The following is a 20,012-nucleotide window of genomic DNA, read 5'->3' on the forward strand; positions in this document are numbered from 1 at the left end:
TCCACAGCCAAACTCACACAACATTTCGTCAATATTTATCACAACATTAACAATTAAAACATTAACAAAACATTGAACAGCCATAATAATTCGCTATCCGAATTATATCTCTACCCAGATATAACCTTGAGCCACATCAACATTGAGTCAGATTATTATCTAAACCAACATTCGCACACATTTTAAGTATTGCTGATAGAAACCATTCTCATTATCATTGTGCTGTTGATTATTTAATCTCTCCCCTTCGTTGGCAAATCATCTGGTCTCATGTCGCTGTCAAACGCCCCATGAGGTAGTTATCCAGTTAATGAGAAACAAGTAGGCACCTATGCAATACACTCCAGATACTGCGTGGAAAATCACTGGCTTTTCCCGTGAAATCAGCCCGGCATATCGTCAGAAGCTGCTTTCTCTTGGCATGTTACCCGGCTCTTCTTTTAATGTGGTGCGTGTCGCGCCACTCGGCGACCCCATTCATATCGAAACTCGTCGTGTGAGCCTGGTATTACGGAAAAAAGATCTGGCCTTATTAGAAGTGGAAGCTGTTTCCTGTTAATACGGTGATAACAACAATGAAAAAATTAACCATTGGCTTAATTGGTAATCCAAACTCTGGCAAGACCACCTTATTTAACCAGCTCACTGGCGCACGTCAGCGCGTGGGAAACTGGGCTGGCGTGACCGTCGAACGTAAAGAGGGGCTGTTCTCCACCACCGATCATCAGGTCACACTGGTGGACCTACCAGGCACCTACTCTCTAACCACTATCTCATCGCAGACCTCACTGGATGAGCAAATCGCCTGTCACTACATTTTGAGCGGCGACGCCGATCTGCTGATTAACGTGGTAGACGCTTCAAACCTTGAGCGTAACCTTTACCTGACGCTGCAACTGCTGGAACTCGGCATTCCGTGCATTGTGGCGCTAAACATGCTCGATATTGCCGAAAAGCAAAATATTCGCATTGACATTGATGCGCTGGCAGCACGTCTTGGTTGCCCGGTGATCCCACTGGTCTCCACTCGTGGTCGAGGAATTGAAGCACTGAAACTGGCGGTCGATCGCTATAAAGCCAACGAGGATGTGGAGCTGGTGCATTATGCTCAGCCGCTCATCAATGAAGCTGACGCGCTGGCAAAAGTGATGCCGTCTGACATCCCGCTTAAACACCGTCACTGGCTGGGCCTACAAATGCTGGAAGGCGATATTTACAGCCGTGCCTATGCCGGTGAAGCGTCGCAGCATCTGGATGCCGCCCTCGCCCGTCTGCGTAATGAAATGGACGATCCGGCATTGCACATTGCTGATGCTCGCTACCAGTGCATTGCAGCTATCTGTGATGTGGTAAGCAACACTCTGACGGCAGAACCCAGCCGTTTTACTACCGCGGTGGATAAAATCGTGCTTAACCGTTTCCTCGGTCTGCCGATTTTCCTGTTCGTCATGTACCTGATGTTCCTGCTTGCCATCAACATCGGCGGCGCATTACAGCCACTGTTTGATGTCGGTTCTGTGGCGCTGTTTGTACATGGTATTCAGTGGATTGGCTACACACTCCACTTCCCGGACTGGCTGACTATCTTCCTCGCCCAGGGGCTTGGCGGCGGTATTAACACCGTGCTGCCGTTGGTGCCGCAGATTGGCATGATGTACCTGTTCCTCTCCTTCCTTGAGGACTCCGGGTATATGGCGCGTGCGGCGTTTGTAATGGACCGTCTGATGCAGGCGCTGGGCTTGCCGGGAAAATCCTTTGTACCGTTGATCGTCGGTTTTGGCTGTAACGTACCGTCGGTGATGGGGGCACGAACTCTTGATGCCCCGCGTGAACGCCTGATGACCATCATGATGGCGCCGTTTATGTCCTGCGGCGCGCGTCTGGCCATCTTCGCGGTATTTGCGGCCGCCTTCTTCGGGCAGAATGGCGCACTGGCGGTATTCTCACTGTACGTTATCGGTATTGTGATGGCAGTGCTGACGGGGCTGATGCTCAAATACACCATCATGCGCGGCGAAGCGACGCCGTTTGTGATGGAACTGCCTGTCTACCACGTACCGCACGTTAAAAGTCTGATTATCCAGACCTGGCAGCGCCTGAAAGGCTTTGTTCTGCGTGCAGGTAAAGTGATCATCGTCGTCAGCGTTTTCCTTAGCGCCTTCAACAGCTTCTCACTGAGCGGGAAAATCGTCGACAACATTAACGACTCGGCGCTGGCCTCTGTCAGCCGTGTGATTACCCCGGTCTTCAAGCCAATTGGCGTACATGAAGATAACTGGCAGGCAACGGTTGGCCTGTTTACGGGCGCCATGGCGAAAGAAGTGGTGGTGGGTACGCTCAATACCCTCTACACCGCGGAAAATATTCAGGATGAAGAATTCAATCCAGCAGAATTTAACCTCGGAGAAGAGCTGTCAGGCGCAGTAGATGAAACCTGGCAAAGCCTGAAAGATACCTTCAGCCTTAGCGTACTGGCGAACCCGATTGAAGCCAGCAAAGGCGACGGCGAAATGGGCACCGGGGCAATGGGCGTGATGGATGAGAAATTCGGCAGCGCGGCAGCAGCATACAGTTATCTGATTTTTGTCCTGCTGTATGTTCCGTGCATCTCGGTGATGGGGGCTATCGCTCGTGAATCCAGCCGTGGCTGGATGGGCTTCTCCATTCTGTGGGGGCTGAATATCGCTTACTCACTCGCCACCCTGTTCTATCAGGTCGCCAGCTACAGCCAGCACCCAACCTACAGTCTGGTGTGCATTCTGGCGGTTGTTCTGTTTAACATCGCGGTCATCGGCCTGCTGCGCCGCGCGCGTAGCCGGGTAGATATCGAACTGCTGGCAACGCGCAAATCAGTAAGCAGTTGCTGCGCTGCCAGCACCACTGGCGATTGCCACTAAGGACACAGCAATGGCTTCGCTCATTCAGGTGCGTGATTTGCTGGCGTTACGGGGCCGTATGGACGCGGCCCAGATTAGCCAGACGCTGAACACCCCGCAGCCGATGATTAACGCCATGCTGCAACAACTGGAAAGTATGGGCAAAGCCGTGCGAATTCAGGAAGAACCTGATGGCTGTCTCTCCGGCAGTTGCAAAAGCTGCCCGGAAGGCAAAGCCTGTCTGCGCGAGTGGTGGGCATTGCGTTAACCTTGTTCCATCGCCTGTTTTGAAAAGCCCGGTATGCGTTTGCTACCGGGCTTTTTTGCGTGTCGCTTTCCATAAAAATGCAACTCTTGCAGCAGAGCATAAGTTCCTCTGAAGGCGTCTCGCAGGGATGAAAACACTCAAACTGGAGTCGAGCAGTTTTATTGATGACGATCTGCGTGAAAGCTATTCCGACGTGTTGTGGTCGATGAAATACCTTATTGGTTACCTGATTAGTTATTTATTGGACCGACGCATGGAAACCCTGGATATCGCCAAAAGAATGCTGCAATCCAGAGTCCCTCTTGCGGGCATCATACACTTTACCGGGCGGTCAGAAGACGAGTTGGTTGCGACGAGTCAGTAGATTTTTGCCTCGCTATTTCAAATACTGCCTACACCCTCTGCTTCAACGCCACCAACTGTTGACAAAACTCGTCTGGATGCGAAATAAACGGTGCATGGGCCGCTTTGGCGAAGATGTATGACTCGCTGTGAGGCCAGAGTTCATCCAGCATCGGCACCACTTTGCGCGGTACCAGACCATCAAGATACCCATACAATCGCAAAAACGGCATTTGTACATTTTTCAGCGGTTGACGGAGATCGACCATTTTCAGAATTTCCAGTCCGCCATTGAGTACTTCAACCTCCGGCATCGGTAATGCCAGCACGGTTTTCTTCAGCGCTCGTGCATCCTGGCGTGCCGTTTCTGTACCCATGGTTTGTAGTGCAAGGAACCGTTCCACCGTCCGTTGAAAATCTTCACTGAGCTGCTGCTGGAAGCCCGCCAGCACATCCGGTTTTATCCCCGGCCACTCTTCGCGAGCGCTGAAGCACGGCGACGACGCCACGGTGACCAGTGCCTGGACACGCTCAGGATGGGTCAACGCAATTTGGCTTGCCACCAGCCCGCCCAGACTCCAGCCCAGCCAGATGGCGTTATCTGGTGCCTGCTGCAGCACGACTTCCGCCATGTCGGCAAGCGACATGGCGCCGAATCCCTGGCTGCGCCCGAAACCGGGGAGATCAACAAGATGCAACGTAAAATGCGAGCTAAGTTCCTCGTCTATGCAACGCCACACTTCGGCATTCAATCCCCATCCGTGCAACAGCACAAGATGAACATTCCCCTGACCTTTGGTCTGCCACCAGATGTTATTCATCCGCTATTGTTCTCTTTTGACTAACAAGGATGAACATATGCTAACAGTACCTGGATTATGCTGGCTATGCCGAATGCCGCTGGCGCTAGGCCATTGGGGAATTTGTTCGGTCTGCTCACATGCCGCACATAAACATGAAATGCTGTGCCCGCAGTGCGGGTTACCAACGGCACACATCGCTCTCCCCTGTGGCCGCTGCCTGAAAAAACCGCCGCCGTGGCAGCGTCTGATCACCGTATCCAGCTATACGCCGCCCTTAAGCCCACTCATCCATCAGCTTAAATTTTCGCAGCGCAGTGAAATCGCCAGCGCGCTTTCGCGTCTGTTACTACTGGCGGTCTTACACGCCCGCCGGACCAGCGGGCTGCAACTACCGGATCGCCTCGTCAGCGTACCGTTGTGGCGACATCGGCACTGGCGACGGGGGTTTAATCAGAGCGATTTGCTTTGCCAACCGTTATCGCACTGGCTGCACTGTCAATGGGATAGCGAAGCCGTCACGCGTACAAGAGCCACAGCAACTCAGCATTTTCTCAACGCCCGCCTGCGCAAGCGCAACCTGAAAAATGCCTTTCGCCTTGAATTGCCCGTGCAAGGTCTCCATATGGTGATTGTGGATGATGTCGTCACCACCGGAAGTACCGTCGCAGAGATTGCGCAGTTGCTTTTACGCAATGGTGCGGCAACTGTCCAGGTCTGGTGCCTTTGTCGAACCTTGTAGAGCCTCGATGATGGGCGTATTATAACCAACTAAAATAGTCAACTATTAGGCCATTACTATGATCCGTATTTCCGATGCTGCACAAGCGCACTTTGCCAAACTGCTGGCAAACCAGGAAGAAGGGACACAAATCCGCGTATTTGTGATCAATCCCGGCACGCCTAACGCTGAATGCGGTGTTTCTTATTGTCCGCCGGACGCCGTAGAAGCGACCGACACCGCCCTGAAATTTGACCTGCTGACCGCGTATGTTGATGAGTTAAGCGCACCATACCTGGAAGATGCAGAGATCGACTTCGTTACCGACCAGTTAGGTTCTCAATTAACACTGAAAGCCCCAAATGCCAAAATGCGTAAAGTAGCAGACGACGCACCGCTAATGGAGCGCGTGGAGTATATGCTGCAATCGCAGATTAACCCGCAGCTTGCAGGCCACGGCGGTCGCGTTTCGCTGATGGAAATCACCGAAGACGGTTATGCCATTCTACAATTTGGCGGCGGCTGTAACGGTTGTTCAATGGTAGACGTCACCCTGAAAGAAGGCATCGAAAAGCAATTGCTGAACGAATTCCCTGAGCTGAAAGGTGTACGCGATCTCACCGAGCACCAGCGCGGCGAGCACTCTTACTACTAAATTTTCTCCTCTTTTGTCGCCTGCCCGATACGACGCTAAAACGTCCTGTCGGGCCTGAATGAAACCTGTGTCATTGTTTTACTCCAACAATCCAATTCCTTCATTTCCCCACGATAATTTGACCTGCGTCTCATAATTTAAATTTACCCCACTCTGGCGATTCTCAAGCATGTAATGTTACCCGTATCATTCGCGTGGGCACCAAACACACTCATAACATCTGACGGCACTAATTCGTTTTAGGAGTCATCAGCCGTGGTGCCGTGATATCTCTGTTCTCAGTTGGGACAACCAGGATTTGTCGTCAGAAACCTGACGTTACCCATAACAAATTAAAGGCCAGGTAAATCATGCCATTAGTCATTGTTGCTATCGGTGTAATCTTGTTATTACTCCTGATGATCCGCTTCAAAATGAACGGTTTCATCGCCCTCGTCCTGGTGGCGCTTGCTGTCGGATTAATGCAAGGTATGCCGCTGGATAAAGTAATTGGCTCAATCAAAGCCGGTGTCGGTGGTACGCTCGGTAGTCTTGCCCTGATCATGGGTTTTGGCGCAATGCTGGGCAAAATGCTGGCAGACTGTGGTGGCGCACAACGTATCGCTACGACACTGATTGCCAAATTTGGTAAGAAGCATATTCAGTGGGCGGTAGTATTGACCGGTTTTACCGTCGGTTTTGCTCTGTTCTATGAAGTGGGCTTTGTGCTGATGCTGCCGCTGGTGTTTACCATCGCTGCCGCCGCCAATATCCCGCTGTTGTACGTTGGTGTGCCGATGGCGGCTGCGCTGTCTGTTACTCACGGTTTCCTGCCGCCACACCCAGGCCCGACCGCAATTGCCACCATTTTCAATGCCGATATGGGTAAAACCCTGTTGTACGGCACTATTCTGGCAATCCCAACCGTTATTCTTGCAGGTCCGGTTTATGCCCGCGTGCTGAAAGGTATTGATAAGCCGATCCCGGAAGGTCTGTACAGCGCGAAAACGTTTAGTGAAGAAGAGATGCCGAGCTTTGGCGTCAGCGTCTGGACTTCTCTGGTACCCGTTGTGCTGATGGCGATGCGCGCCATTGCTGAAATGATCCTGCCGAAAGGCCACGCTTTCCTGCCGGTAGCAGAGTTCTTAGGTGACCCGGTAATGGCAACGCTGATTGCGGTGCTGATTGCGATGTTCACCTTTGGTCTGAACCGCGGTCGTTCGATGGATCAGATTAACGATACGCTGGTTTCTTCCATCAAAATCATCGCGATGATGCTGTTGATCATCGGTGGCGGCGGTGCATTCAAGCAGGTGCTGGTAGACAGCGGTGTGGACAAATACATCGCCTCCATGATGCATGAAACCAACATTTCTCCGCTGCTGATGGCCTGGTCGATTGCCGCAGTACTGCGTATCGCGTTGGGTTCTGCAACCGTTGCGGCAATCACTGCGGGGGGTATCGCGGCACCGCTGATTGCAACGACGGGTGTTAGCCCAGAACTAATGGTTATCGCCGTCGGCTCCGGTAGTGTAATTTTCTCTCACGTGAACGATCCGGGCTTCTGGCTGTTCAAAGAGTACTTTAACCTGACTATCGGCGAGACTATCAAGTCCTGGTCGATGCTGGAAACCATTATCTCAGTGTGCGGTCTGGTAGGCTGTCTGCTGCTGAATATGGTGATTTGATAACACTGACTGCCGGATGCGCCGCATCCGGCATCAACCGCACTCTACTTCTTCTTCGCTGCCGCCCTGCGCCGTCTGTCCAAATCCTTCAGCAACTTGTTCACGCCATCATCGGCAAACATCTTTTCAAGCGTTACGGAAAGTTTGCGTCGCCAGTTTTTGTACTGGTAACTGGTGCCGGGAATATTGACCGGTTCGGCCATATCCAGCCAGTCTTCTGGCTGTAGCCCTAACAGGGCGCTGTTACTGTCGGCGATGTAACGCTGCAAGCCACGGCTAAGCATCGGCGTCATCGACATCAAGGATGCCTTATGCCCGGCACGTTTGGGCAGGCAGCCATATTTATGCAGCGCATCCAGCAACCCTTGCTTCGCCAGTTCACGATCCTGATACAAACCACGCAGCACCACGTCATCCGGGTACAGACCCAGCGTTTTGCCCAGCGTTAAATCTCCGCTTTCCCAATAACCGCGCAGTGTTGGCAAGTCATGCGTCGCCGCAACTGCCATCGACTGCTCTGGATACGCTTTCGGCGCGCGGAACGTCTTCTCGTGATCGTTTTCGAAATAGAGCACTTTGTAGGAGTAAACACCGCTACTTCGCAGCTTACCGACTATCTCTACTGGCACTGTGCCGAGATCTTCGCCAATCACCATGCAGCGATGACGCTTACTTTCAAGCGCCAGAATTGAGAGCAGATCATCCACCGGATAGTGAACATACGCCCCCTGATCCGCCGTCTCGCCATACGGTATCCACCACAAACGCAGCATCGACATCACATGGTCAATTCGCAACGCGCCGCAGTTTTGCATATTGGCGCGCAGCAGCTCGATAAACGGCGCATAGGCGCGCGCGGTGATGATATGTGGGTCCATCGGCGGCAATCCCCAGTTCTGCCCCAACGGGCCGAGGATATCCGGCGGCGCGCCAACCGATGCTTTCAGGCAATACAGTTCACGGTCACACCAGGTTTCCGCCCCGCCTTCCGCTACACCAACCGCCAGGTCGCGGTACAAACCAATCGGCATTTCATAGCCCTGGCTTATCTCCCAGCAGGCGGCAAACTGGCTGTAAGCCAGCCACTGCAACCAGAGATAAAAATCGACATCATCACGATGTTCTTCGCAGAACTGACGCACCTCTGGCGAGTCTACGTTCTGATATGCCTGCGGCCACGCCGGCCAGCCCCAGCGCATTTCGTCTTCTTTCACTTGCTGGGCGTGTAACGCATCAAATGCGGCCTGCCAGAACAGGCTGTCTCCCTGTTCTGCGACAAACTGACGAAATGCCGCCATTTGCTCATCATCTCGTAGCGAGAATCCTTTCCATGCCATTCGCAACGCCGTCATTTTCAAGGCGGTGACGGTAGAATAATCGACCCAGTCAGCATCCCGCGCTTGTTGCAGCGTCCGTTGAGTGGTTGGCATTTGCCACCAGGCTTGTGCCTCTTCGCTAAGTTGAAAATCCTCAACGCCGTTAACGTCGATATAAATCACGTTCAACCAGCGGCGAGAAGACGGGCTATAGGGACTGGCACTTTCTGGATTTGCCGGGTAAAGCGCATGAATCGGGTTCAGGCCGATAAACGATCCGCCGCGTTTCGCCACATCCACCAACATGGATTTGAGATCGCCAAAGTCACCTATTCCCCAATTTGTTTCAGATCGCAGTGTATAAAGCTGAACGCAAGCGCCCCACAGCTTTTGTTTATTCAGCAACGCCTGCGGTTCGTAGCAACGTTTAGGCGCGACAATCACCCGGCAGTGAGAACGCTGTTCGTCCTGAGTGAGCGTCAGGCTGTGATACCCTTCTGGCAGCCTCGCGGGGAGGTTGAATGTTTTACCTCCACTCACGTGGCCCTTGTACTGCGTTCCTTCTTCGGTGGTCAACAGCCAGCTATATTCACCGTTGCCCTCCACCGCCATCGGCATTTTTTTACCGACGGTATAAACCATGACATTGGGGACAGGCGTTACCGCCACTTTCGTGGCGGTACGTTGATGCATCGCGTCAAGCAAACGCCGTTTGGTTTCGGCGCTAATCGACTGCGGTTTACCGTGGGCATTGATGTAATTGGGGCTGATCCCCGCCGCCAGCGCGGCATTATCCAGACGTTTGCTTTCCATCGAGCTTCCTTAGCGTTTTGCCTGCCAGATACGAGCCTGGTAATCGCGAATAGAGCGATCCGAGCTAAACATACCGCAGCGGGCGGTATTGAGGATCGCCGCGCGAGTCCAGGCCTCCTGGTCGCGGTACAGTACATCCACTTGCTTTTGTGCCTCTACATAGGCTGCAAAATCCGCCATGACCAGATACGGATCGCCCCCCTGTTTGCCGATACTGTGCAGCATCGACTCGAAGGCATGCTTATCGCCGTCGCTGTATTTACCGCTTTCCAGCTCTTTCAACACGGCGTCCAGCACCTTATCTTTCTTCCGCCATTTCACCGGGTCGTAGCCTTTAGCCAGAATGGCCTTCACTTGTTCCACGGTATGACCAAAGATAAAGATATTTTCTTCACCGACTTTCTCGGCGATTTCAACGTTAGCGCCATCCAGCGTACCGACGGTAAGCGCGCCATTGAGCGCCAGCTTCATATTGCCAGTACCGGAAGCTTCTTTACCTGCGGTGGAGATTTGCTCGGAAATATCTGCCGCCGGGATCAGCTTTTCCGCCGCCGAGACACAATAATCTGGCAGGAATACCACCTTCAGTTTGTCACCCACGAGTGGATCGTTGTTGATCACATCAGCCACTTTATTGATCGCAAAGATAATGTTTTTCGCCAGGTAATAGCCTGGTGCTGCTTTCGCACCGAACAGAAACACACGCGGCACGCGGTCAGTCTGCGGGTTTTCGCGAATTTCTTTGTACAACGCCAGAATATGCAGCAGATTCAGGTGCTGACGTTTGTACTCGTGCAAACGTTTGATCTGGACGTCGAACAGAGCCTGAGTGTTAATCGCAATGCCAGTGCGATTTTTTACAAACTCTGCCAGGCGGGCTTTATTCGCCTGCTTGATCTCGCGATATTGCTGGCGGAATTTCGCATCATCAGCGAATTTTTCCAGATTGATCAGTTGATCAAGATCGTTAGCCCACTCTTTTTTCAGTGATTTATCCAACAATGCCGCCAGTGCCGGGTTGCACTGTTTGATCCAGCGACGCGGAGTAATACCGTTGGTGACGTTATGGAATTTATTCGGCCACAACTGGTGATATTCCGGGAACAGATCTTTCACCACCAGATCCGAATGCAACGCCGCTACACCGTTCACCGCAAAACCGCCAACTACGCACAGATTTGCCATATGCACTTGCTTATCGTGCACAACCGCCAGTTTGGCCCACACTTTTTCATCGCCCGGCCAGGTTTTCTCCACCAGCGTTTTAAAGCGAGTATTAATTTCGTTGATTATCTGCATATGACGCGGCAACAACGCTTTCACCAGTTTCACATCCCAGCGCTCCAGCGCTTCCGGCATCAGGGTATGGTTGGTGTAGGCGAAAGTTTTGCTGGTGATCGCCCAGGCTTCATCCCAGCTCATCTGGTGCTCATCAATCAATACACGCAACAGTTCAGGAATAGCAATGGTTGGATGTGTGTCGTTCAGTTGAATAACTTCATAATCTGCCAGTTCGTGCAGCTTACGGCCCGCCTGATGATGGCGACGCAAAATATCCGCCACCGAGCAGGCACACTGGAAGTACTGCTGCATCAGCCGCAGTTTTTTACCTGCGGTGTGGTTATCGTTCGGATAGAGCACTTTGGTCAGTTTTTCAGCGTTGATGCCCTGCTGTTCGGCACGCAGGAAATCACCATCGTTAAATTTAGTCAGATCGAACGGATGCGCATGCGTTGCCTGCCACAGACGCAACGGTTGCGCTATACCATTACGGTAGCCGAGAACGGGGAGATCCCACGCCTGACCAGTAATAGTAAATTCGGGTTCCCAGCGTCCATCTTTTGTCACTTTACCGCCAATACCGACTTGCACATCCAGTGCTTCGTTATGACGGAACCACGGATAATTGCCGCGATGCCAGTCATCCGGCGCTTCAACCTGTTTGCCATCGACAAAAGACTGGCGAAACAAACCATATTGATAGTTCAGGCCGTAGCCTGTAGCAGCCTGGCCAACGGTTGCCATTGAATCGAGGAAGCACGCAGCCAGTCGCCCCAGGCCGCCATTGCCCAGCGCCGGATCGATCTCCTCTTCCAGCAGATCGGTCAGATTGATGTCATAAGCCTTCAACGACGCCTGTACATCCTGATACCAGCCGAGGTTCAACAAATTATTGCCCGTCAGACGGCCAATTAAAAACTCCATTGAGATGTAGTTAACGTGGCGCTGATTCGCCGCCGGTTTGGCGAAAGGCTGAGCGCGTAACATTTCAGCCAGAGCTTCGCTCACTGCCAGCCACCACTGGCGAGGGGTCATTTCGGCCGCAGATGTTAAGCCATAACGCTGCCACTGGCGCGACAGAGCTTCCTGAAATTGCTTTTCGTTAAAAATAGGTTGTGACATAGGAGTTCCACTTTTCTTAGATTTTAAACACAACGTTATCGCTAGTTTGCCAGGCTCCATGTTGACCTTCCTCATCCTACGGGGGATTAGGCAGGGAGGAGTAACGGGGATGAGCAAGGAAATGTGATCTCGACCACTTAAAGGTAGTGCAATCCACTGCAAAGCATCTGTTCGGTGCCATACAGAGCAAAAACCTGCCTTTTAAGCGTAAGAAATGACCGTTGCGTATTATCAAAAAGCGGAAGGTAACGCTATAAATTAAGTAAAGAAGTGAAACCGTTTCGGCGATGAAATATCAATGGCGCTTCATCTTATTCTTAATGGATTTATTAATATCATCTTTTCAGATAGCAATTTCATCAGGAATAGAGAGAACATCATGGCTTAAATAGGGACAATGAACATAAGGAATATACCGTAAAACCCAGCATCTACGCTGCATCAGCGTTGTTTTAAGGTGAACCATTAATAAACGTTTGGAATTGTGACAGAGTGCAAATTCAGACACATAAAAAATCACCATCGCTTGCATTACAAAGGTTTCTGTCCGACCTTATGACCATTAATTACGAAGCGCAAAAAAAATAATATTTCCTCATTTTCCACAGTGAAGTGATTAACTATGCTGATTCCGTCAAAATTAAGTCGTCCGGTTCGACTCGACCATACTGTGGTTCGTGAGCGCCTGCTGGCTAAACTTTCCGGCGCGAACAACTTCAGGCTGGTGCTGATCACAAGTCCTGCGGGTTATGGAAAGACAACGCTCATCTCCCAATGGGCGGCTGGAAAAAACGATTTGGGCTGGTACTCGCTTGATGAAGGCGATAACCAGCAAGAGCGTTTCGCCAGCTATTTTATTGCCGCCGTGCAACAGGCGACCCGCGGACACTGCGCCATTAGTGAGACGATGACGCAAAAACGGCAATATGCCAGCCTGACGTCACTGTTTGCCCAGCTTTTCATCGAACTGGCGGAATGGCATAGCCCACTTTATCTGGTTATCGACGATTATCACCTGATCACCAATCCGGTGATCCACGAATCGATGCGCTTCTTCATCCGTCATCAGCCGGAAAATCTCACTCTGGTGGTGTTATCACGTAACCTTCCACAGTTGGGTATCGCCAATTTACGTGTACGCGATCAACTGCTGGAAATCGGCAGTCAGCAACTGGCGTTTACTCACCAGGAAGCTAAGCAATTTTTTGATTGCCGTCTGTCATCGCCGATTGAAGCAGCAGAAAGCAGCCGGATTTGCGATGATGTTTCCGGTTGGGCGACCGCGTTGCAACTCATCGCGCTCTCGGCAAGGCAAAATACCCATTCTGCTCATAAATCCGCACGCCGCCTGGCTGGAATCAATGCCAGCCATCTTTCCGATTATCTGGTCGATGAGGTTTTAGATAACGTTGATCTGGCAACGCGCCATTTTCTGTTGAAAAGCGCCATTTTGCGTTCCATGAATGACGCGCTGATTTCCCGTGTTACTGGCGAAGATAACGGTCAAATGCGCCTTGAAGAAATCGAGCGTCAGGGTCTGTTTCTGCAACGGATGGATGATACTGGCGAATGGTTCTGCTATCACCCGCTGTTTGGTAACTTCCTGCGCCAACGCTGCCAGTGGGAGCTGGCGGCTGAACTGCCGGAAATCCACCGTGCTGCGGCTGAAAGTTGGATGGCACAAGGTTTTCCCAGCGAGGCTATTCACCATGCTCTGGCAGCAGGCGATGCGCTGATGCTGCGCGATATCCTGCTTAATCACGCCTGGAGTCTGTTCAACCATAGCGAACTTTCTCTACTGGAAGAGTCGCTGAAAGCCCTGCCGTGGGACAGTCTGCTGGAAAATCCACAACTGGTGTTGTTACAGGCCTGGCTAATGCAAAGCCAGCATCGTTATGGCGAAGTGAACACCCTGCTGGCACGTGCCGAACATGAAATCAAGGACATCAGAGAAGGCACCATGCACGCAGAATTTAACGCTCTGCGCGCCCAGGTGGCGATTAACGACGGTAATCCGAATGAAGCCGAACGACTGGCAAAACTGGCACTGGAAGAACTGCCTCCGGGCTGGTTCTACAGCCGTATTGTCGCAACCTCTGTGCTGGGGGAAGTGTTGCACTGTAAAGGCAAACTGACCCGTTCACTGACATTAATGCAGCAAACTGAACAGATGGCACGCCAGCACGATGTCTGGCACTACGCCTTGTGGAGTTTAATCCAGCAAAGCGAAATTTTGTTTGCGCAAGGGTTTCTACAAACCGCGTGGGAAACTCAAGAAAAAGCGTTCCAGTTGATTAACGAGCAGCATCTGGAACAGCTGCCAATGCATGAGTTTCTGGTACGTATTCGTGCGCAACTGTTATGGGCATGGGCGCGGCTGGATGAAGCCGAAGCCTCGGCGCGTAGCGGGATTGAGGTCTTATCTTCTTATCAACCGCAACAGCAGCTTCAGTGCCTGGCAATGTTAATTCAATGCTCACTGGCCCGTGGCGATCTGGATAACGCCCGCAGTCAACTTAACCGTCTGGAAAACCTGCTGGGGAATGGTAAATATCACAGCGACTGGATCTCCAACGCCAATAAAGTCCGTGTTATTTACTGGCAGATGACCGGAGATAAAGCCGCTGCCGCCAACTGGCTGCGCCACACCGCGAAGCCAGAGTTTGCCAATAACCACTTCCTGCAAGGTCAATGGCGCAACATTGCCCGTGCGCAAATCTTGCTGGGTGAATTTGAACCTGCAGAAATTGTCCTCGAAGAACTCAACGAGAACGCCCGCAATTTACGATTAATGAGCGATCTCAACCGTAACTTGCTGCTGCTCAACCAACTGTACTGGCAATCCGGGCGGAAAAGCGACGCCCAACGCGCGTTGCTGGACGCATTAAAACTGGCGAATCGCACCGGCTTTATCAGCCATTTTGTCATCGAAGGCGAAGCGATGGCGCAGCAATTACGTCAGTTAATTCAACTTAACACACTGCCAGAACTGGAACAGCACCGCGCCCAGCGTATTCTGCGGGAAATCAATCAACATCATCGGCATAAATTCGCCCATTTCGATGAGAATTTCGTTGAACGTCTGCTAAATCATCCTGAAGTACCAGAACTGATCCGCACCAGCCCGTTGACCCAGCGCGAATGGCAAGTGCTAGGGTTAATTTATTCTGGTTACAGCAACGAACAAATTGCCGGTGAACTGGAAGTGGCGGCAACCACCATCAAAACGCATATCCGTAATTTGTACCAGAAGCTCGGCGTGGCCCATCGCCAGGATGCGGTACAACACGCCCAGCAATTGTTGAAGATGATGGGATACGGAGTGTAAGTTTAGCCGGATAACGCGCCAGATCCGGCTTACATCTCTGTATCATTCAATGCTCACCCGCGTTACGCCATCTGTTTCTATCAAACAAAACCGCACCGGCAAGAAACGCTCCAGCACCGCGATATTGGTCAGCAGATGGCATGAGGGATGGGCGACCGTAAATTCCCCCGCGCCCGCCAGCGCCATCGGTAGCACAATCTGGTCAGCGAGATACTCCCCCACCGCCGCCGGGCTTGCCAGGTAGCGTTTCACCTCTTTCACCAACTGCGCGGCGACCACTTCGGCGCTGACGCGCTTTTCACCGATGACAAAAAAACGTTCGGTGATATTTTCACTTTCGACTTCAAGCGAGACGGTATTGCCCGGCCCCTGGTCACGCGGCAGGTTATGAACAGCCTGTTCATGCAGTGAAAAACTTGCCGCCAGCGTAGCGATTTCACGCTCAGCGACATGGCGCGGCACACCAGCTAATAGCACCTCTCCACGCATCCGCACAATATTCCCGCGCTCACCAAGTTGCAAGGCGTTAAACGATGCCACAGGCGAGACTTCCGTCGCCACCACGCCGCCTCCGGCAGGGTAAAAACCGTGGCGTAATAATGTGGTTTGCTGATGAATTCCCATTTTCGCCAGCAGCGGCTCCAGCACCCGGCGGATAAAGTCCGCAGGCGGTGCCGACGGGTTATCGGTGCCGCCGCTCACTTCAACACGCGAAGGCCCATCGGCAAACCACAGCGCGGGCAACACCGTTTGCAGCACCAACGTACAACTTCCGGCGCTACCGATAGCAAAGCGGTAATCGCCGCCGCGCACGGTGCCGGGCCGAAAGACCAGACGCTGCGACCCCAGCTCCGCGCCTTCCACCGTTGCTCCGCAAATTTCTGTCGCCGCCTTTACAGCGGTCAGATGCTGGCGCAACAGCCCCGGTTTCGCCCGCCCGGCACGAATGCCGGTGATGGTAAATGGCTGGCCGGTTATCATCGACAGACTCAGCGCCGAGCGCAGGATCTGCCCGCCGCCTTCGCCCTGTGCGCCATCCAGCGTAATCATCCTTTTCATCATTTATCCTTTTACGCACACCACCTGACGCAGAGTGTAGAGAACTTCCACCAGATCGCTTTGTGCTGCCATCACCGCATCGATATCTTTATACGCCATCGGAATTTCGTCGATCACTTCGGCATCTTTACGGCATTCCACATGCGCGGTGGCACGAATTTGATCTTCCACGCTGAACAGTTTTTTCGCTTTAGTACGGCTCATTACCCGCCCGGCACCGTGGCTGCACGAACAGAACGACTCTTCATTTCCCAGCCCACGGACGATAAAGCTTTTCGCCCCCATCGAACCGGGAATAATTCCATATTGACCAGCACGCGCAGACACCGCGCCTTTACGCGTCACATAGATCTCTTCGCCAAAGTGCCGTTCTTTTTGCACATAGTTGTGGTGACAGTTGATCTCTTCCATCGCCAGCGTTTGTGACTGTCTCACCGTTTTCTGCGTAACGCTCTGCAACGCCGACACCACGTTTTCCATCATCGCATCGCGGTTCAGGCTGGCAAAAAGCTGCGCCCAGGCCACGGCTTTCAGATAATCATCAAAGTATTCCGAACCTTCCGTGAAATACGCCAGGTCACGTGACGGCAACGTTTCAAGCTGGTCCTGCATCTCTTTTTGCGCCAGATCGATAAAATAAGTTCCGATGGCGTTACCGATTCCGCGTGAACCGGAGTGCAACATAATCCACACCTGGTCCGACTCATCAAGGCAGATTTCAATAAAGTGGTTACCCGTTCCCAGCGTTCCCAGGTGTTTATAGTTATTGGTATTAAGGAAACGCGGATATTTTTGCGTTAGCCACTGATAACCCGCTTCCAGCTCAGCCCATTTCGCATTGACGTTAACAGGCGGATTTTCCCAGGCACCTTTATCACGTTTACAGCGCCCGGTAGTGCGCCCGTGCGGTACGGCAGTTTCTATCGCCTGACGCAGCTCCGCCAGGTTTTCGGGCAAGTCCGCCGCCGTTAACGCGGTGCGCAATGCGTTCATTCCACAGCCGATATCTACACCCACCGCCGCCGGAATAATCGCCCCTTTGGTCGGGATCACGCTACCAATGGTGGAACCTTTACCCAGGTGTACATCCGGCATTACCGCAATATGTTTGAAAATAAACGGCATCTTCGCGGTATTAATAAGTTGCTGACGCGCATCGGCTTCTACCGGCACGCCTTTGGTCCACATTTTTACCGGGGCATTTTCAGTGGTCAGTAATTCGTAATTCATTATGTTTTTCTCTTTTCGTTGGTATGTCCTTGATAATTGCAACCGTCGTGCCAGAAAATAAAATAAGCTGCTTATTTTTTTAATTCATTGTTTTTAAATATATAAAATCTTCCAGTCCGTAAACGGAGATTTCCCGCAAAGCCAATTTACCGATAATGAAATATCGTCTTTTATAAGGATATCTAAGATGCGTAAAACGGTGGCTTTTGGCTTTGTCGGAACGGTGCTGGATTATGCCGGGCGCGGCAGTCAGCGATGGTCGAAATGGCGTCCGTCACTCTGTCTATGCCAGCAAGAATCGTTAGTCATCGATCGACTGGAATTGTTGCACGACGCCCGCTCACGCTCGCTGTTTGAAACGCTTAAACGCGATATCGCCAATGTTTCGCCAGAAACAGAAGTGGTGGGCGTTGAGATTGAACTGCATAACCCATGGGATTTCGAGGAGGTTTACGCCTGCCTGCATGATTTTGCCCGTGGTTACGCATTCCAACCTGATAAAGAAGACTATTTAATTCACATCACCACCGGTACCCACGTCGCGCAAATTTGCTGGTTTCTACTGGCAGAAGCGCGTTACCTGCCCGCCAGGTTAATACAATCTTCGCCACCGCGTAAAAAAGAACAGCCCAATAGCCCTGGTGCGGTGACCATTATCGATCTCGATTTAAGCCGTTATAACGCCATCGCCAGCCGCTTTGCCGAAGAACGTCAGCAAACGCTCGATTTTCTTAAGTCCGGCATTGCCACGCGTAACCCCCACTTCAACCGCATGATTGAGCAGATCGAAAAAGTGGCGATTAAATCTCGCGCACCGATCCTGCTTAACGGCCCAACCGGTGCGGGCAAGTCGTTTCTGGCGCGACGCATCTTCGAGTTAAAACAGGCGCGACATCAGTTTAGCGGCGCGTTTGTTGAGGTGAACTGCGCTACTCTGCGCGGCGATACCGCTATGTCCACGCTGTTTGGTCATGTAAAAGGTGCGTTTACCGGGGCGCGAGAATCGCGGGAGGGGCTGCTACGTAGCGCCAACGGCGGAATGTTGTTTCTCGATGAGATTGGCGAACTGGGCACAGACGAACAGGCAATGCTGCTGAAAGCCATTGAAGAGAAAAACTTTTACCCGTTTGGCAGCGATCGCCAGGTGAGCAGTGATTTTCAGCTTATCGCCGGTACGGTGCGCGATTTACGCCAGTTGGTTGCCGAAGGCAAGTTCCGCGAAGACCTGTACGCGCGCATTAATCTCTGGACCTTCACTCTGCCTGGGCTACGCCAGCGCCAGGAAGATATTGAGCCTAACCTGGATTATGAAGTGGAGCGCCACGCCTCACTCACTGGCGATAGCGTGCGTTTTAACACCGAAGCACGTCGCGCCTGGCTGGCCTTTGCGACATCTCCCCAGGCGACATGGCGTGGTAACTTTCGCGAGCTTTCAGCCAGCGTCACGCGGATGGCGACATTTGCCGATAACGGACGCATTACTCTGAAAACGGTAGACGATGAGATTGATCGTCTGCGTTATAACTGGCAGGAGAGTCGCCCCGCGGTGCTGACTGCATTGCTGGGCGAGGAAGCGGAAAACATCGATCTCTTTGACCGTATGCAACTGGAAAACGTTATTGCCGTTTGTCGTCAGGCAAAATCGCTTTCTGCTGCCGGACGCCAGCTTTTTGACGTTTCGCGCCAGGGCAAAGCCAGCGTCAACGACGCAGATCGACTACGCAAATACCTGGCGCGTTTTGGTCTGACGTGGGAAGCCGTGCAGGATCAGCACAGCTCCAGTTGAATATGGTGGTCCGTTAGCACCTGCATCACGCCTGCTGGCGGCATCGTGTCGGTGTAAACCGCATCGACCATGCTGATGCTGCCCATATTCACCATCGCGTTACGGCCAAATTTTGAGTGGTCAACGACCAGCATGACGTGGCGCGAGTTATCGATAATGGCGCGTTTAGTGCGCACTTCGTGGTAATCAAACTCCAGCAGCGAGCCGTCGCTGTCGATGCCGCTTATCCCCAGAATGCCGAAATCGAGGCGGAACTGAGAGATAAAATCGAGCGTCGCTTCACCGATTATCCCGCCATCGCGGCTACGCAATTCGCCACCGGCGAGGATAATGCGAAAATCTTCTTTTACCATCAACGTGTTAGCAACATTGAGGTTGTTGGTAACAATGCGCAGATTACTGTGATTGAGCAACGCGTGCGCCACCGCTTCCGGCGTAGTGCCGATATCAATAAATAGCGTGGAGCCATTGGGGATTTGCTCCGCCACTTTGCGGGCAATACGCTCTTTTTCTGCGGTCTGGGTAGCCTTGCGATCGTGCCACGGCGTGTTAACGGAACTGGAAGGTAGCGCCGCGCCGCCATGATGACGCAGGATCAGGTTTTGCTCCGCCAGCTCATTGAGGTCGCGGCGAATAGTCTGCGGGCTAACGGAAAAATGCTCCACCAACTCCTCGGTGCTGACATAACCCTGCTGTTTAACCAGTTCGATAATACCGTTGTGACGTTGTGTTTGTTTCATTTATAAAT

14 protein-coding genes and 1 pseudogene are annotated in these 20,012 nt (G+C 52.3%); 9 read left to right on the forward strand and 6 right to left on the reverse strand.

The window, feature by feature from the left end:
- Nucleotides 1-331: 331 nt before the first annotated feature.
- The 4 genes and pseudogenes from feoA to PS053_RS23170 all read left to right on the forward strand — a co-directional run.
- Nucleotides 332-559 (forward strand): ferrous iron transporter A, encoded by a 228-nt coding sequence (gene feoA / locus PS053_RS12420; protein ID WP_001200455.1) that lies wholly within the window; start codon nt 332-334, stop codon nt 557-559.
- 16 nt (nt 560-575) lie between these two features.
- The gene (feoB, locus tag PS053_RS12425; RefSeq protein WP_025238193.1) at nt 576-2,897 is read left to right on the forward strand and encodes a Fe(2+) transporter permease subunit FeoB; all 2,322 of its coding nucleotides are present in this window, start codon (nt 576-578) and stop codon (nt 2,895-2,897) included.
- A gap of 10 nt (nt 2,898-2,907) precedes the next feature.
- Entirely contained in the window at nt 2,908-3,144 is a 237-nt protein-coding gene (gene feoC, locus PS053_RS12430; protein ID WP_000157582.1) for a [Fe-S]-dependent transcriptional repressor FeoC, read from the forward strand.
- 118 nt (nt 3,145-3,262) lie between these two features.
- Nucleotides 3,263-3,433, forward strand: a pseudogene (locus tag PS053_RS23170) (Rpn family recombination-promoting nuclease/putative transposase); the annotation flags it as partial.
- A 103-nt stretch (nt 3,434-3,536) separates the two neighbouring features.
- Here PS053_RS23170 and bioH read toward each other — a convergent pair.
- Entirely contained in the window at nt 3,537-4,307 is a 771-nt protein-coding gene (gene bioH, locus PS053_RS12440; protein WP_001060061.1) for a pimeloyl-ACP methyl ester esterase BioH, read from the reverse strand.
- A 37-nt stretch (nt 4,308-4,344) separates the two neighbouring features.
- Here bioH and gntX point away from each other — a divergent pair, with 37 nt between their 5' ends.
- The 3 genes from gntX (at nt 4,345) to gntT (ending at nt 7,329) form a co-directional block, all read left to right on the forward strand.
- Nucleotides 4,345-5,028 carry a DNA utilization protein GntX gene (gntX, locus tag PS053_RS12445; protein WP_000958726.1) on the forward strand — a complete coding sequence of 228 codons (684 nt, stop codon included), beginning with the start codon at nt 4,345-4,347 and terminating at the stop codon, nt 5,026-5,028.
- Between the two features lie 58 nt (nt 5,029-5,086).
- Complete coding sequence (gene nfuA / locus PS053_RS12450; protein ID WP_000619389.1) at nt 5,087-5,662, forward strand: Fe-S biogenesis protein NfuA; 576 nt, start codon at nt 5,087-5,089, stop codon at nt 5,660-5,662.
- A gap of 350 nt (nt 5,663-6,012) precedes the next feature.
- Entirely contained in the window at nt 6,013-7,329 is a 1,317-nt protein-coding gene (gene gntT, locus PS053_RS12455) for a gluconate transporter (RefSeq protein WP_001131743.1), read from the forward strand.
- A gap of 44 nt (nt 7,330-7,373) precedes the next feature.
- On the opposite strand, the gene malQ is transcribed toward gntT, so the two are convergent.
- The gene (gene malQ / locus PS053_RS12460; protein WP_044713760.1) at nt 7,374-9,458 is read right to left on the reverse strand and encodes a 4-alpha-glucanotransferase; all 2,085 of its coding nucleotides are present in this window, start codon (nt 9,456-9,458) and stop codon (nt 7,374-7,376) included.
- A gap of 9 nt (nt 9,459-9,467) precedes the next feature.
- Nucleotides 9,468-11,861 (reverse strand): maltodextrin phosphorylase, encoded by a 2,394-nt coding sequence (malP, locus tag PS053_RS12465; RefSeq protein ID WP_025238190.1) that lies wholly within the window; start codon nt 11,859-11,861, stop codon nt 9,468-9,470.
- A 622-nt stretch (nt 11,862-12,483) separates the two neighbouring features.
- Between malP and malT the strand changes: the two genes are divergently transcribed.
- Nucleotides 12,484-15,189 (forward strand): HTH-type transcriptional regulator MalT, encoded by a 2,706-nt coding sequence (gene malT / locus PS053_RS12470; RefSeq protein WP_256879182.1) that lies wholly within the window; start codon nt 12,484-12,486, stop codon nt 15,187-15,189.
- A gap of 42 nt (nt 15,190-15,231) precedes the next feature.
- Here malT and rtcA read toward each other — a convergent pair whose 3' ends face one another.
- A complete protein-coding gene (gene rtcA / locus PS053_RS12475; RefSeq protein WP_256879183.1) occupies nt 15,232-16,248 on the reverse strand; it encodes an RNA 3'-terminal phosphate cyclase in 1,017 nt (338 codons plus the stop codon).
- A 3-nt stretch (nt 16,249-16,251) separates the two neighbouring features.
- Nucleotides 16,252-17,478 carry an RNA-splicing ligase RtcB gene (gene rtcB / locus PS053_RS12480; RefSeq protein ID WP_113623080.1) on the reverse strand — a complete coding sequence of 409 codons (1,227 nt, stop codon included), beginning with the start codon at nt 17,476-17,478 and terminating at the stop codon, nt 16,252-16,254.
- A gap of 187 nt (nt 17,479-17,665) precedes the next feature.
- Between rtcB and rtcR the strand changes: the two genes are divergently transcribed.
- Complete coding sequence (gene rtcR, locus PS053_RS12485) at nt 17,666-19,264, forward strand: DNA-binding transcriptional regulator RtcR (protein ID WP_256879184.1); 1,599 nt, start codon at nt 17,666-17,668, stop codon at nt 19,262-19,264.
- Here rtcR and PS053_RS12490 read toward each other — a convergent pair.
- Nucleotides 19,246-20,004: a DeoR/GlpR family transcriptional regulator gene (locus tag PS053_RS12490; protein ID WP_000815092.1), complete on the reverse strand. Its 759-nt coding sequence runs from the start codon at nt 20,002-20,004 to the stop codon at nt 19,246-19,248. The two genes, rtcR and PS053_RS12490, sit on opposite strands and share 19 nt — an antisense overlap.
- Nucleotides 20,005-20,012 lie beyond the last annotated feature (8 nt).

This window comes from Escherichia albertii (assembly GCF_028622335.1).
GTDB classification, from domain to species: domain Bacteria; phylum Pseudomonadota; class Gammaproteobacteria; order Enterobacterales; family Enterobacteriaceae; genus Escherichia; species Escherichia albertii.